Origin of the sequence: Escherichia sp. MOD1-EC5495 (assembly GCF_002965965.1) — a bacterium.
In the GTDB taxonomy this organism is placed as follows: domain Bacteria; phylum Pseudomonadota; class Gammaproteobacteria; order Enterobacterales; family Enterobacteriaceae; genus Escherichia; species Escherichia ruysiae.
This window is the reverse complement of the sequence record NZ_PTRI01000027.1, coordinates 1-15,066: the sequence shown is the minus strand read 5'-3', so window position 1 is coordinate 15,066 and position 15,066 is coordinate 1. Positions and strand designations below refer to the sequence as shown.

General features: G+C 50.5%; 13 protein-coding genes. All 13 read left to right on the top strand.

All coding sequences use genetic code 11. The features are described 5' to 3' along the window. Positions 1-120: 120 nt before the first annotated feature. Positions 121-1,080: a class 1b ribonucleoside-diphosphate reductase subunit beta gene (gene nrdF, locus BEG40_RS18695; RefSeq protein WP_105285918.1), complete on the top strand. Its 960-nt coding sequence runs from the start codon at positions 121-123 to the stop codon at positions 1,078-1,080. A 355-nt stretch (positions 1,081-1,435) separates the two neighbouring features. Next, positions 1,436-2,638: a glycine betaine/L-proline ABC transporter ATP-binding protein ProV gene (gene proV, locus BEG40_RS18685; protein WP_000985481.1), complete on the top strand. Its 1,203-nt coding sequence runs from the start codon at positions 1,436-1,438 to the stop codon at positions 2,636-2,638. Further along, positions 2,631-3,695 (top strand): glycine betaine/L-proline ABC transporter permease ProW, encoded by a 1,065-nt coding sequence (gene proW / locus BEG40_RS18680; RefSeq protein ID WP_105285917.1) that lies wholly within the window; start codon positions 2,631-2,633, stop codon positions 3,693-3,695. The genes proV and proW overlap by 8 nt, the downstream gene beginning before the upstream one ends. 57 nt (positions 3,696-3,752) lie before the next feature. Next, positions 3,753-4,745, top strand: coding sequence for a glycine betaine/L-proline ABC transporter substrate-binding protein ProX (proX, locus tag BEG40_RS18675; protein WP_001216525.1), 993 nt, complete (start codon positions 3,753-3,755; stop codon positions 4,743-4,745). Positions 4,746-4,936: 191 nt separating this feature from the next. After that, a complete protein-coding gene (locus tag BEG40_RS18670; RefSeq protein WP_105285916.1) occupies positions 4,937-6,121 on the top strand; it encodes an MFS transporter in 1,185 nt (394 codons plus the stop codon). 123 nt (positions 6,122-6,244) lie between these two features. Beyond that, entirely contained in the window at positions 6,245-6,982 is a 738-nt protein-coding gene (gene ygaZ, locus BEG40_RS18665; protein WP_000254578.1) for an L-valine exporter subunit YgaZ, read from the top strand. Next, a complete protein-coding gene (gene ygaH, locus BEG40_RS18660) occupies positions 6,972-7,307 on the top strand; it encodes an L-valine transporter subunit YgaH (protein ID WP_000119757.1) in 336 nt (111 codons plus the stop codon). Before ygaZ ends, ygaH begins: the two co-directional genes overlap by 11 nt. 90 nt (positions 7,308-7,397) lie before the next feature. Then, entirely contained in the window at positions 7,398-7,928 is a 531-nt protein-coding gene (gene emrR / locus BEG40_RS18655; protein ID WP_000378436.1) for a multidrug efflux transporter EmrAB transcriptional repressor EmrR, read from the top strand. A 126-nt stretch (positions 7,929-8,054) separates the two neighbouring features. Continuing rightward, complete coding sequence (emrA, locus tag BEG40_RS18650) at positions 8,055-9,227, top strand: multidrug efflux MFS transporter periplasmic adaptor subunit EmrA (protein ID WP_105285915.1); 1,173 nt, start codon at positions 8,055-8,057, stop codon at positions 9,225-9,227. A 16-nt stretch (positions 9,228-9,243) separates the two neighbouring features. Further along, positions 9,244-10,782, top strand: coding sequence for a multidrug efflux MFS transporter permease subunit EmrB (gene emrB / locus BEG40_RS18645; protein WP_010350384.1), 1,539 nt, complete (start codon positions 9,244-9,246; stop codon positions 10,780-10,782). A gap of 257 nt (positions 10,783-11,039) precedes the next feature. Beyond that, positions 11,040-11,747, top strand: a complete 708-nt coding sequence (locus BEG40_RS18640; RefSeq protein WP_105280766.1) for an RNA ligase family protein — start codon at positions 11,040-11,042, stop codon at positions 11,745-11,747. After that, complete coding sequence (locus tag BEG40_RS18635) at positions 11,744-12,856, top strand: AAA family ATPase (RefSeq protein ID WP_105285914.1); 1,113 nt, start codon at positions 11,744-11,746, stop codon at positions 12,854-12,856. Before BEG40_RS18640 ends, BEG40_RS18635 begins: the two co-directional genes overlap by 4 nt. Positions 12,857-13,400: 544 nt before the next feature. Beyond that, the coding region (locus BEG40_RS18630) for an autotransporter outer membrane beta-barrel domain-containing protein (RefSeq protein WP_286135155.1) at positions 13,401-15,066 on the top strand (1,666 nt) is incomplete at its 3' end.

The following is a 15,066-nucleotide window of genomic DNA, read 5'->3' as shown; positions in this document are numbered from 1 at the left end:
CAATATATTGAATTTGCAAGATTTTGTAGGCCGGATAAGGCGTTCACGCCGCATCCGGCAGGAACAAAGCGCACATTGCCAAAAATCGGAGTCTGATGAGTCCGGCTTTAAGGAATATCTATGAAACTCTCACGTATCAGCGCCATCAACTGGAACAAGATTACTGATGATAAAGATCTGGAGGTGTGGAATCGCCTGACCAGTAATTTCTGGCTACCGGAAAAAGTGCCGCTGTCGAACGATATCCCCGCCTGGCAGACATTAAGCGCCGTAGAGCAACAACTGACGATGCGTGTTTTTACTGGCCTGACGCTGCTCGACACGCTGCAAAATGTTATCGGCGCACCCTCGCTGATGCCCGATGCGCTCACGCCCCATGAAGAGGCGGTATTATCGAATATCAGCTTTATGGAAGCGGTTCATGCCCGCTCTTACAGCTCGATTTTCTCGACGTTGTGCCAGACAAAAGATGTCGATGCCGCCTACGCCTGGAGTGAAGAAAACGCGCCGTTGCAGCGAAAAGCACAGATTATTCAGCAACATTATCGCGGCGATAATCCGCTGAAAAAGAAAATCGCCAGTGTCTTTCTGGAATCATTTTTGTTCTACTCCGGCTTCTGGCTGCCGATGTATTTTTCCAGTCGCGGTAAGCTGACCAATACCGCAGACCTGATCCGTCTGATTATCCGCGATGAAGCAGTGCACGGTTATTACATCGGTTATAAATATCAGAAAAACCTGGAAAAAATCTCCCAGGCACAACGCGAAGAGTTAAAGAGTTTTGCCTTCGATTTGTTGCTGGAACTCTACGACAACGAACTGCAATACACCGATGAGCTGTACGCCGAAACCCCGTGGGCTGACGATGTAAAAGCGTTTCTCTGCTACAACGCTAATAAAGCATTAATGAATCTGGGGTACGAACCGCTTTTCCCGGCAGAAATGGCGGAAGTGAATCCGGCAATCCTCGCCGCGCTTTCGCCGAATGCCGATGAAAATCACGATTTCTTTTCCGGTTCTGGCTCCTCTTATGTGATGGGAAAAGCGGTCGAAACAGAAGACGAAGACTGGAATTTCTGACACGGTTATTTTAAAGAATATCATCAACCACAGCAGGGAAATAATTTCCATTAAGTAGCTTTTTATCACACAAATATTTTGTGGTGATCTACACTGATACTCTGTTGCATTATTCGCCTGAAACTACAATATTCAGGCGTTTTTTCGCTATCTATAACAAAAAATATCAACTTTTCTCGATTTGCTCTCAGCCCTTATATCACGGGAAATTCCGGCAATTTGCTCACGTCAATATTCATGCCACATTTGCCCTCAGGGGTTGCCTCAGATTCTCAGTATGTTAGGGTAGAAAAAAGTGACTATTTCCATCGGGTAATATATCGACATAAACAAATAACAGGAATCTTTCTATTGCATGGCAATTAAATTAGAAATTAAAAATCTTTATAAAATATTTGGGGAGCATCCACAGAGAGCTTTCAAATATATCGAACAAGGACTTTCAAAAGAACAAATTCTGGAAAAAACAGGGCTATCGCTTGGCGTAAAAGACGCCAGTCTGGCCATTGAAGAAGGCGAGATATTTGTCATCATGGGATTATCCGGTTCGGGTAAATCCACAATGGTACGCCTTCTCAATCGCCTGATTGAACCCACCCGTGGACAAGTACTGATTGACGGTGTGGATATTGCCAAAATATCCGACGCCGAACTCCGTGAGGTGCGCAGAAAAAAGATTGCGATGGTCTTCCAGTCCTTTGCCTTAATGCCGCATATGACCGTGCTGGACAATACTGCGTTTGGTATGGAATTGGCCGGAATTAATGCCGAAGAACGCCGGGAAAAAGCCATTGATGCACTGCGTCAGGTCGGGCTGGAAAATTATGCCCACAGCTACCCGGACGAACTCTCGGGCGGGATGCGTCAACGTGTCGGATTGGCTCGTGCATTAGCCATCAATCCGGATATTTTATTAATGGACGAAGCCTTCTCGGCGCTCGATCCACTAATTCGCACCGAGATGCAGGATGAGCTGGTAAAATTACAGGCGAAACATCAGCGCACCATTGTATTTATTTCTCACGATCTCGACGAAGCTATGCGTATTGGCGACAGAATTGCCATTATGCAAAATGGTGAAGTCGTTCAGGTCGGTACACCGGATGAAATTCTCAATAATCCGGCGAATGATTATGTCCGTACCTTCTTCCGTGGTGTTGATATTAGCCAGGTGTTCAGCGCAAAAGATATTGCCCGCCGCAGCCCTAATGGCTTAATTCGTAAAACGCCCGGTTTCGGCCCGCGTTCGGCACTGAAATTATTGCAGGATGAAGACCGCGAATATGGTTACGTCATCGAACGCGGTAATAAGTTTGTCGGCGCAGTCTCTATCGATTCGTTAAAAGCAGCATTAACGCAGCAGCAAGGTCTTGATGCGGCGCTGATTGATGCGCCGTTAGCGGTCGATGCACAAACGCCTCTTAGCGAGTTGCTCTCTCATGTCGGACAGGCGCCCTGTGCGGTGCCCGTGGTCGACGAGGACCAACAGTATGTCGGCATCATTTCGAAAGGAATGTTGCTGCGCGCTTTAGATCGTGAGGGGGTAAATAATGGCTGATCAAAATAATCCGTGGGATACCACGCCAGCGGCGGACAGTGCCGCACAATCCGCAGACGCCTGGGGTACACCGGCTCCAGCACCGACTGATGGCGGTGGCGCTGACTGGCTGACCAGTACGCCTGCGCCAAACGCCGAGCATTTTAATATTCTCGATCCGTTCCATAAGACGCTGATCCCACTCGACAGTTGGGTAACTGAAGGGATCGACTGGGTGGTTACCCATTTCCGTCCCCTTTTCCAGGGCGTGCGTGTTCCGGTGGATTACATCCTCAACGGTTTCCAGCAACTGCTGCTGGGTATGCCCGCACCTGTGGCGATTATCGTTTTCGCTCTCATCGCCTGGCAGATTTCCGGCGTCGGTATGGGCGTTGCGGCATTAGTTTCACTGATTGCTATCGGCGCGATTGGCGCATGGTCGCAAGCAATGGTCACCCTGGCGCTGGTATTAACTGCCCTGCTGTTCTGTATCGTCATTGGTCTGCCGCTGGGGATCTGGCTGGCGAGAAGTCCGCGAGCAGCGAAAATAATCCGTCCACTGCTTGATGCCATGCAGACCACGCCAGCGTTTGTTTATCTGGTGCCAATCGTCATGCTGTTTGGTATCGGTAACGTGCCGGGCGTGGTGGTGACGATCATCTTTGCTCTGCCGCCGATTATCCGTCTGACCATTCTGGGGATTAACCAGGTTCCGGCGGATCTGATTGAAGCCTCGCGCTCATTCGGTGCCAGCCCGCGCCAGATGCTGTTCAAAGTTCAGTTACCGCTGGCGATGCCGACCATTATGGCGGGCGTTAACCAGACGCTGATGCTGGCCCTTTCTATGGTGGTCATTGCCTCGATGATTGCCGTCGGCGGGCTGGGTCAGATGGTACTTCGCGGTATCGGTCGTCTGGATATGGGGCTTGCCACCGTTGGCGGCGTCGGGATTGTGATCCTCGCCATTATCCTCGATCGCCTGACGCAGGCCGTTGGGCGCGACTCACGCAGTCGCGGCAACCGTCGCTGGTACACCACTGGCCCTGTTGGTCTGCTGACCCGCCCATTCATTAAGTAACTCTGCACTTGCCCGGTGACGCCGGGCATTATCACCCTGCCAAAAAAAGGAATAACAATGCGACATAGCGTACTTTTTGCGACAGCGTTTGCCACGCTTATCTCTACACAAACTTTTGCTGCCGATCTGCCGGGCAAAGGCATTACTGTTAATCCAGTTCAGAGCACCATCACTGAAGAAACCTTCCAGACGCTGCTGGTCAGTCGTGCGCTGGAGAAATTAGGTTATACCGTCAATAAACCCAGCGAAGTGGATTACAACGTTGGCTACACCTCGCTTGCTTCCGGCGATGCAACCTTCACCGCCGTGAACTGGACGCCACTCCATGACAACATGTACGAAGCTGCCGGTGGCGATAAGAAATTTTATCGTGAAGGGGTATTTGTTAACGGCGCGGCGCAGGGTTACCTGATCGATAAGAAAACCGCCGACCAGTACAAAATCACCAACATCGCACAATTGAAAGATCCGAAGATCGCCAAACTGTTTGATACCAATGGCGATGGCAAAGCGGATTTAACCGGCTGTAACCCCGGCTGGGGCTGCGAAGGTGCCATTAATCACCAGCTTGCTGCGTATGAACTGACCAACACCGTGACGCATAATCAGGGTAACTATGCGGCGATGATGGCCGACACCATCAGTCGTTACAAAGAGGGCAAGCCGGTGTTTTACTACACCTGGACACCGTACTGGGTGAGTAACGAACTGAAGCCGGGCAAAGATGTCGTCTGGTTGCAGGTGCCGTTCTCCGCACTGCCGGGCGATAAAAATGCTGACACTAAACTGCCGAATGGCGCAAATTACGGCTTCCCGGTCAGCACCATGCATATCGTTGCCAACAAAGCCTGGGCTGAGAAAAACCCGGCGGCAGCGAAACTGTTTGCCATTATGCAGTTACCGGTTGCGGACATTAACGCCCAGAACGCCATTATGCATGACGGCAAGGCCTCAGAAGGCGATATTCAGGGTCACGTTGATGGCTGGATCAAAGCCCACCAGCAGCAGTTCGATGGCTGGGTGAATGAGGCGCTGGCAGCGCAGAAGTAATTTTTATTCGGGCGGATAAGGCGTTTTCGCCGCATCCGCCTTCTGTGCACAATGCCTGATGCGACGCTGGCGTCGTCTTATCATGCCTACAAATCACACCGCACATTTCAACAATCAATCTTTCACCCCACATCCATAAACATCCGCTATTATTGCTTTTCAGACTAATCATCACCTGATAAACAACAATAATGACTAAACCCAATCACGAGCTTAGCCCGGCGCTGATCGCGCTGATGTCGATCGCCACCGGTCTGGCGGTCGCCAGCAACTATTACGCCCAGCCATTGCTCGACACCATCGCGCGTAACTTTTCCCTTTCTGCCAGTTCGGCGGGCTTTATTGTCACCGCCGCGCAGCTAGGTTATGCCGCCGGTCTGCTATTTCTTGTTCCACTGGGTGATATGTTTGAACGCCGCAGGCTGATCGTCTCAATGACCTTACTGGCAGCCGGTGGCATGTTAATCACTGCCAGCAGTCAGTCGCTGGCGATGATGATCCTCGGTACGGCATTAACCGGTTTATTCTCGGTCGTGGCACAAATTCTGGTTCCGCTGGCGGCAACACTGGCCTCACCGGAAAAACGCGGCAAGGTGGTTGGCACTATTATGAGCGGCCTGCTACTGGGCATTTTGCTGGCGCGTACCGTTGCCGGGTTGCTGGCAAATCTCGGCGGCTGGCGCACCGTTTTCTGGGTCGCAGCAGTATTAATGGCGCTAATGGCGCTGACGTTGTGGCGCGGCCTGCCGCAGATGAAATCTGAGACGCACCTCAACTACCCACAGTTGCTTGGTTCCGTTTTCAGCATGTTTATCAGCGATAAGATCCTGCGCACCCGCGCGGTGCTGGGCTGCCTGACCTTTGCTAACTTCAGCATTCTGTGGACATCAATGGCCTTTTTGCTTGCCGCACCGCCTTTTAACTACAGCGATGGAACGATTGGTCTGTTTGGCCTTGCAGGAGCCGCTGGGGCGCTGGGCGCACGTCCGGCAGGTGGTTTTGCCGATAAGGGTCAATCGCACCTGACAACAACTTTCGGCCTACTGCTGCTATTGCTCTCATGGCTGGCGATCTGGTTTGGTCACACTTCCGTGCTGGCGCTGATTATCGGCATCCTGGTACTGGATCTCACCGTACAGGGCGTGCATATCACCAATCAAACCGTGATTTATCGTATTTATCCTGATGCACGTAATCGTCTGACCGCAGGCTATATGACCAGTTACTTTATTGGCGGTGCCGCCGGTTCACTGATTTCGGCCTCTGCCTGGCAACATGCCGGTTGGGCTGGCGTTTGCCTGGCTGGTGCGACGATTGCCCTGGTTAATCTGTTAGTCTGGTGGCGAGGTTTTCATCGTCAGGAAGCCGCTATTTAGACAATCAGCAACCGTTTTCGTGGCTTTACACTTATAAGGGTGTTAAGAAGCCCATCAGTCTGATAAGGTTAAGATATTCATTCAGTCTATTTATAATTTTAACAGTCGTTAAGCGTACACTCTATGGTAAGCCCTACTCCTCTGCCTGCTTCTGGTTCGGCGACCTTCATGGAAGGATGCAAAGACAGTTTACCGATTGTTATTAGTTATATTCCGGTGGCCTTTGCTTTCGGTCTGAATGCGACCCGTCTGGGATTTTCTCCTCTCGAAAGCGTTTTTTTCTCCTGCATCATTTATGCAGGCGCGAGTCAGTTCGTCATTACCACGATGCTGGCAGCCGGGAGTAGTTTGTGGGTCGCGGCGCTGACCGTCATGGCAATGGATGTTCGCCATATCCTGTATGGTCCATCGTTGCGTAGCCGCATTGTTCAGCGTCTGCAAAAATCGAAAACTGCATTGTGGGCGTTTGGCCTGACGGATGAAGTTTTTGCCGCAGCAACGGCAAAGCTGGTACGCAATAATCGCCGCTGGAGCGAGAACTGGATGATTGGCATTGCCTTCAGTTCATGGTCATCGTGGGTATTTGGTACGGTTATAGGGGCATTCTCCGGCAGCGGTTTGCTGCAAGGTTATCCAGCCGTTGAAGCAGCATTAGGCTTTATGCTACCGGCGCTCTTTATGAGTTTTCTGCTCGCCTCTTTCCAGCGCAAACAATCCCTTTGCGTTACCGCAGCGTTAATCGGCGCCCTTGCGGGCGTAACGCTATTTTCTATCCCCGTCGCCATTCTGGCAGGCATTGTCTGTGGCTGCCTCACTGCGCTAATTCAGGCATTCTGGCAAGGAGCGCCCGATGAGCTATGAGGTTCTGCTGCTTGGGTTACTGGTTGGCGCGGTTAATTACTGCTTTCGCTATTTGCCGCTGCGCCTGCGTGTGGGTAATGCCCGCCCAACCAAACGTGGTGCGGTGGGTATTTTGCTCGACACCATTGGCATAGCCTCGATTTGTGCTCTGCTGGTTGTCTCTACCGCACCAGAAGTGATGCACGATACACGCCGTTTCGTGCCCACGCTGGTCGGCTTTGCGGTACTGGGTGCCAGTTTCTATAAAACACGCAGCATTATCGTCCCGACACTGCTAAGTGCGCTGGCCTACGGGCTCGCCTGGAAAGTGATGGCGATTATATAACCCACAAGAATCATTTTTCTAAAACAATACATTTACTTTATTTGTCACTGTCGTTACTATATCGGCTGAAATTAATGAGGTCATACCCAAATGGATAGTTCGTTTACGCCCATTGAACAAATGCTAAAATTTCGCGCCAGCCGCCACGAAGATTTTCCTTACCAGGAAATCCTTCTGACCCGTCTTTGTATGCATATGCAGAGCAAGCTGCTGGAGAACCGCAATAAAATGCTGAAGGCTCAGGGGATTAACGAGACGTTGTTTATGGCGTTGATTACGCTGGAGTCTCAGGAAAACCACAGTATTCAGCCTTCTGAATTAAGTTGTGCTCTTGGATCATCCCGTACCAATGCGACGCGTATTGCCGATGAACTGGAAAAACGCGGTTGGATCGAGCGTCGTGAAAGCGATAACGATCGCCGCTGTCTGCATCTGCAATTAACGGAAAAAGGTCACGAGTTTTTGCGCGAGGTTTTACCGCCGCAGCATAACTGCCTGCATCAACTCTGGTCCGCACTCAGCACTAGCGAAAAAGATCAGCTTGAGCAAATCACCCGCAAGTTGCTCTCCCGTCTCGACCAAATGGAACAAGACGGCATGGTCCTCGAAGCGATGAGCTAACGCGTCATCTCGCTCAAAAATCCAGATTTATAAAAGAAAAACTGACCGGCCAGCATCGCAACGTGCTGGCCTTTTTGGCAAGCAGGTCGGTTCAGCCGATGAGTTAAGAAGATCGTGGAGAACAATATGAGCGCAAATGCGGAGACTCAAAACCCGCAGCAACCGGTAAAGAAGAGCGGCAAACGTAAGCGTCTGCTCCTCCTTCTCACCTTGCTCTTTATCATTATTGCCGTAGCGATAGGAATTTATTGGTTTTTGGTACTGCGTCATTTCGAAGAAACCGATGACGCATACGTGGCAGGGAATCAGATTCAAATTATGTCTCAGGTGTCAGGCAGCGTGACGAAAGTCTGGGCCGATAACACCGATTTTGTAAAAGAAGGCGATGTGCTGGTCACTCTCGACCCGACTGATGCTCGCCAGGCGTTTGAAAAAGCCAAAACTGCACTGGCTTCCAGCGTTCGTCAAACCCACCAGCTGATGATTAACAGCAAGCAGTTGCAGGCAAATATTGAGGTGCAGAAAATCGCCCTCGCTAAAGCACAGAGCGACTACAACCGCCGTGTGCCGCTGGGCAATGCCAACCTGATTGGTCGTGAAGAACTGCAACACGCCCGCGATGCCGTCACCAGCGCCCAAGCGCAACTGGATGTCGCCATTCAACAATACAATGCCAATCAGGCGATGATTCTGGGAACTAAACTGGAAGATCAGCCTGCCGTGCAACAGGCCGCAACTGAAGTACGTAATGCCTGGCTGGCGCTGGAACGTACCCGTATTGTCAGCCCAATGACCGGTTATGTCTCCCGCCGAGCCGTACAGCCAGGGGCGCAAATTAGCCCAACGACGCCGCTGATGGCGGTCGTTCCGGCGACCAATATGTGGGTGGATGCCAACTTTAAAGAGACGCAGATTGCCAATATGCGCATCGGTCAGCCGGTCACCATCACCACTGATATTTACGGCGATGATGTGAAATACACCGGTAAATTGGTCGGTCTGGATATGGGTACGGGTAGCGCGTTCTCGCTGCTTCCGGCGCAAAACGCCACCGGTAACTGGATCAAAGTCGTTCAGCGTCTGCCTGTTCGTATCGAACTGGACCAAAAACAGCTGGAGCAATACCCGCTGCGTATCGGTTTGTCCACGCTGGTGAGCGTCAATACCACTAACCGTGACGGTCAGGTACTGGCAAACAAAGTACGTTCTACGCCGGTAGCGGTAAGCACTGCGCGTGAAATCAGCCTGGCACCTGTCAATAAACTGATCGACGACATCGTAAAAGCTAACGCTGGCTAATCCAGAGGTGCGTGTGATGCAACAGCAAAAACCGCTGGAAGGCGCGCAACTGGTCATTATGACCATTGCGCTGTCACTGGCGACATTCATGCAGGTGCTGGACTCCACCATTGCTAACGTGGCGATCCCTACTATCGCCGGAAACCTGGGCTCATCGCTCAGCCAGGGAACGTGGGTGATCACCTCCTTCGGGGTGGCAAACGCCATCTCGATCCCCCTTACCGGCTGGCTGGCAAAGCGCGTCGGGGAAGTGAAGCTGTTCCTCTGGTCAACCATCGCCTTTGCTATTGCTTCGTGGGCGTGTGGTGTCTCCAGCAGCCTGAATATGCTGATCTTCTTCCGCGTGATTCAGGGGATTGTCGCCGGACCGTTGATCCCGCTTTCGCAAAGTCTGTTACTGAATAACTACCCGCCAGCCAAACGCTCGATCGCGCTGGCGTTGTGGTCGATGACGGTAATTGTCGCGCCAATTTGCGGCCCAATCCTCGGCGGTTATATCAGTGACAATTACCACTGGGGCTGGATATTTTTCATCAACGTGCCAATTGGCGTGGCGGTGGTGTTGATGACACTGCAAACCCTGCGCGGACGCGAAACCCGCACAGAAAGGCGGCGGATTGATGCCGTGGGGCTGGCACTGCTGGTGATTGGTATCGGCAGTCTGCAGATTATGCTCGACCGGGGTAAAGAGCTGGACTGGTTCTCATCACAGGAAATTATCGTCCTCACCGTGGTGGCAGTGGTGGCTATCAGCTTCCTGATTGTCTGGGAGCTGACCGACGATAACCCGATAGTCGATCTCTCGCTGTTTAAGTCGCGCAACTTCACCATCGGCTGCTTGTGTATCAGCCTCGCGTATATGCTCTACTTCGGCGCTATTGTTCTGTTGCCGCAGTTGTTGCAGGAGGTATACGGCTACACGGCAACCTGGGCAGGGCTGGCGTCTGCGCCGGTAGGGATTATTCCGGTGATCCTGTCGCCGATTATTGGTCGTTTTGCGCATAAACTGGATATGCGTCGGCTGGTAACCTTCAGCTTTATTATGTATGCCGTTTGCTTTTACTGGCGTGCTTATACTTTTGAACCGGGTATGGATTTTGGTGCATCGGCCTGGCCGCAGTTTATCCAGGGCTTCGCGGTGGCCTGCTTCTTTATGCCGCTGACCACCATTACGCTCTCTGGTTTGCCACCGGAACGACTGGCAGCGGCGTCGAGTCTCTCCAACTTTACGCGAACGCTGGCGGGTTCTATCGGCACGTCCATTACGACGACTATGTGGACTAACCGCGAGTCGCTGCACCATGCGCAGTTGACCGAATCAGTGAACCCATATAACCCGAACGCCCAGGCGATGTACCATCAACTGGAAGGACTGGGAATGACGCAACAGCAGGCTTCCGGCTGGATTGCCCAGCAGATCACCAATCAGGGGCTGATTATTTCCGCCAATGAGATCTTCTGGATGTCAGCCGGGATATTCCTCGTCCTGCTGGGGCTGGTGTGGTTTGCCAGGCCGCCATTTGGCGCAGGTGGAGGCGGAGGCGGCGCGCACTGATGTTGTCAAGGGGAGCTGCGGCTCCCTTTTTATTTGCTCATTCTGCAAACGGTTGTTTTATCCACTCAATCGGTGTATCTTCTCGCCGCCTCACACTCTTCCATTCACCATTAACCGGTTCTGAACATTCGTTCAGGTTGTTAATTCTCTTTTCCCTTCGCCCTCGCTTTCGCGGGTGATACTTACATTTTTCTTTTAACCCCAAAACTCGCACCCTCGCGGGCGTACATTTATTACACACCAAATAATGGATTATTATGAATACCCAACGTAAATACGGGAGAACCTGGCACTACCCTTTCTCCCCTGGCACCACCAGCGATGACCGCATTAACGCCAGTTACTGGCAAGATATGCAGGCAATTTCGCAACTGGTACATACTGAAAAACTCGACGGCGAAAATAACTGTCTTAATCGCTTCGGCGTGTTTGCCCGTTCCCATGCAGCCCCTACGGAATCGGCATGGAGCTATAAGATTCGCCAACGCTGGCAACTACTGAAAAACGATCTCGGCGATCTGGAGTTGTTTGGCGAAAATCTTTATGCCGTTCACTCCATTGAATACCGGGCACTGGAGCAGGATTTTTATCTGTTTGCCGTTCGCTGTCAGGACATGTGGTTAAGCTGGGAAGAAGTTCAGTTTTACGCCGCCTTGTTTGATTTTCCCTGCGTCCCGGAAATTTCCGGCCCGCAGCCGGGAAAAGATGAAAAAAGCTGGCAACATGATTTTCTGGCGCTGACCTGTGAGCGCGGCGCGTTCGATCCCTGGGATACGCAAACCGGGCAACCCTGTACGCTGGAAGGCATTGTCAGCCGAAATCGCGACGCATTTTCCGTTGCCGATTTTCCCCATAATGTATTCAAGTACGTGCGCAAAAATCATGTCAAAACCAGCGAACACTGGAAGCGCCACTGGCGTCGGGCGCGGATGGCCCATGAGTTCGCTTATGGAGAACAGTCATGATTTGGCGACTTACCGACGATAAACGCTGGTCGACACTTCGCCAGCGTTTTAGCTGGGTTGAGGAGATGCATCACACGCCGCAAGACCCGGAGCATCATGGCGAAGGTGACGTTGGCGTGCATACCGAAATGGTGCTTAACGCGCTCGTTGCTCTGCCAGAATTCCAGCAACTCCCCGCTCAACAGCAGGAAGTTTTATGGGCGGCGGCGTTATTGCATGATGTTGAAAAGCGCAGCACTACCGTTCAGGAAAACGGACGTATTCAGTCGCCTGGTCATGCTCGTCGGGGCGAACTGACGGCCCGACAAATTTTATGGCGCGATATCCCCACGCCATTTGTGCTGCGCGAGCAAATCGTTGCACTGGTGCGTCTGCATGGGTTACCGCTATGGTTACTGGAACGTCCGGAACCGGAGCGTTTACTGCTCACTGCTGCGATGCGCGTCGACACGCGTCTGCTCGCCCTGCTTGCCCGTGCCGATCTGCTTGGTCGTCATTGCCCTGATAAGCAGTCAATGCTGGAACGCATCGATCTGTTCGAGCTGTTTTGCCATGAGCAACAATGCTGGGGAAAAGCGCGCCCATTCGTTTCTGATTCCGCACGCTGGCATTACCTGACCCATGAACAAAGTTCTCCCGATTTTGTTCCCTGGGAGGCTGAACATTTTGAAGTTACTTTGCTGTGTGGCTTACCGGGAATGGGCAAAGATCGCTATATCAGTGAACAGTGCCAGGGAATGGATGTTATCAGCCTTGATGACATGCGGCGGCTAATCAATGCCAGCCCGGACGACAAAACCGCCACCGGGCGTATTGTGCAACAGGCAAAAGAAGAGGCGCGCGTTTTTTTACGCCAGAAAAAGCCGTTCATCTGGAATGCGACGAACATTACCCGCCAGCTGCGTAGCCAGCTTATCAGTCTGTTTACGGATTACGATGCGAGAGTCAGGATTGTCTATCTGGAAGTGCCGTGGTCGCAATGGAAGCAGCAAAATGCCAGACGCGAGTATGCCGTTCCTGAAGCGGTGGTGATGCGGATGGCCTCAAGGCTGGAAGTTCCACAACCTGATGAAGCGCATAGCGTGGAATATCGGGTGACTGACAGGTAGAAAGCCGGAGAATTAAACACCTGCCCGATACGTTTATCGTATCGGGCAGATTTACATTGCCTGAGAAGAGAATACTTTTGCACTTTTCTTAATGAGGAAATGTTTAATCTTATTATTTACGTGCATATAACCCATGCTTGGAAACCAGACTTACATTATTTTTTGATAATAATCCTGGTGTTTTTTATATCTAAAAAGATGTGCAAACAATAAACATGCAATTAATCAGTTACTGTTACTAACCCCGCAAAATTCCGAAAAAACATCTTATTGATTTCCTTTGCTTTTTCTTTGCTCATTTTTTATGCCTTAAGACATTTAAAAATTTCCGCTAAGTAAAATTATGCACCTTATTTTCACCCTAATGCCTAAACCATCAAAACAAATTAATATCAAATTAATCACAAATTAAACTGATTTATAATTATTGGCCTCACACACTACCCTTCATTTACAGAACAGCAACCTGATTCAGCGGCCTTAAAATCTAATTTTTTACGTAGTTACTGTGGATTCGCTATTTATCTTAAAATAAATCATAAGGATGAAAATTAACTTTATGAATATCAGACAGCATCCCTTGTCCACGCTGGCAATAGCTATTTCAACTGTGCTATCAATACCAATTTCTCAGGCATGGACACCACCAACCACTATCAACAGCGATGTGACAATCAATAATAATGATGTCGTAACCTTATCTTCATCAGAAAATAACTCACCAGTATGGGATCAATTTCGTTATCTTAATGTTGGAACAACAAGTGAAGGAACGTTGAATATAGATGGGCGGGATCTGACTACTTCTAAAATCGTCATAGGTAATGCGACGTCAGGGACAATAAAATTAGAAAATAACTCTCATCTGACACTTAGCCATGCGTCGCCTAACCAACGTGATATTTATTTAGGAACCAATGGCGGCTCAGGAACCTTAATGGTCCTTAGCGGCAGTACTATCACCGATTTAAATGAATTCAGAATTGGTGAATTTAATTACCAGGCGCAGGGACAGGTCGTTATTGACGGTGAGGGTTCATCCGTTGCCGCACGGTATGTGATGGTAGGCGATCAGGGGACGGGTAAACTCGAAATCACTCATGGCGGTCATCTTACCTCATCGGTTGATATGATCATTGGCTTTAATGGAAATATGGAGAATTTTCAGGGAACGGGATACGGCGAAACCCTAGTTGATGGTGACAATTCTTCATTAGCCGTGAATGAATTTATCTCCCTTGGGGGATTGGGCTCATTGCTGAACGATGCAAAAGGTATTCTTACCGTTAGTAATAATGCCACGGTCAGCGCGAATCAATTTATCTGGCTTGGAATGGACGAAACCAGCACCGGTATTCTAAACATTGGTGGAGCACAGGGAGAAGCCGAACAGAAAGCGGGAACAATCAAGACACCGATTATCCATATGGGAAGCGATGTCGGTGATAGTACCGCCCAGATTAATTTCAACCATTCCAGCGAAGATTTTATCCTGGCGGCAGATATCGTTGGCAAAGGCGAGGTTAACCAGGTGGGTTCCGGAGTCACTACTTTAACTGGCGCAAATACTTATTCTGGTCAAACAAATATTAGTAAAGGCACCCTGCGCGCCGGTATCAACGATACCTTTAGCCCGAACTCCAGTTATGCCGTCTCCAGTGGAGGAAATATCGATTTAGACGGTTTTTCACAAACCTTAAATGCGCTGGATTTGGCAGGTACGGCAACGCTATCATCCTCAAAAAATGGCAACAATTTGACGCCTGCCACACTCACCATCAATGGCAATTACACCGCCAATAACGGTTTGTTAGTTATGCGTACCGAACTCGGCGATGATAATTCTGCGACCGATAAATTAATTGTAAAAGGCAACACGTCTGGTCATACCCGTGTGAGTGTTCACAATGCCGGTGGTCAGGGCGCCGATACGCTTGAAGGTATCCGCATTGTTGAAATAACGGGGGCATCAGAGGGTACGTTTAGTAAAGAAGGCCGTATTGTTGCCGGAGCCTATGATTATAACGTGACGAAAAGTGACGATCAGAACTGGTACTTAACCAGTGAAACCCCACTTATACCACCTGTTGACCCTGTAATTCCCGATACACCTTCACCTTACACGCCTTCGCCTTACACACCCGCTTCACCTGAACCGCAGCCGGAAAGAAAGCATCAGTATCGCCCGGAGATTGGCAGCTATGTGGCCA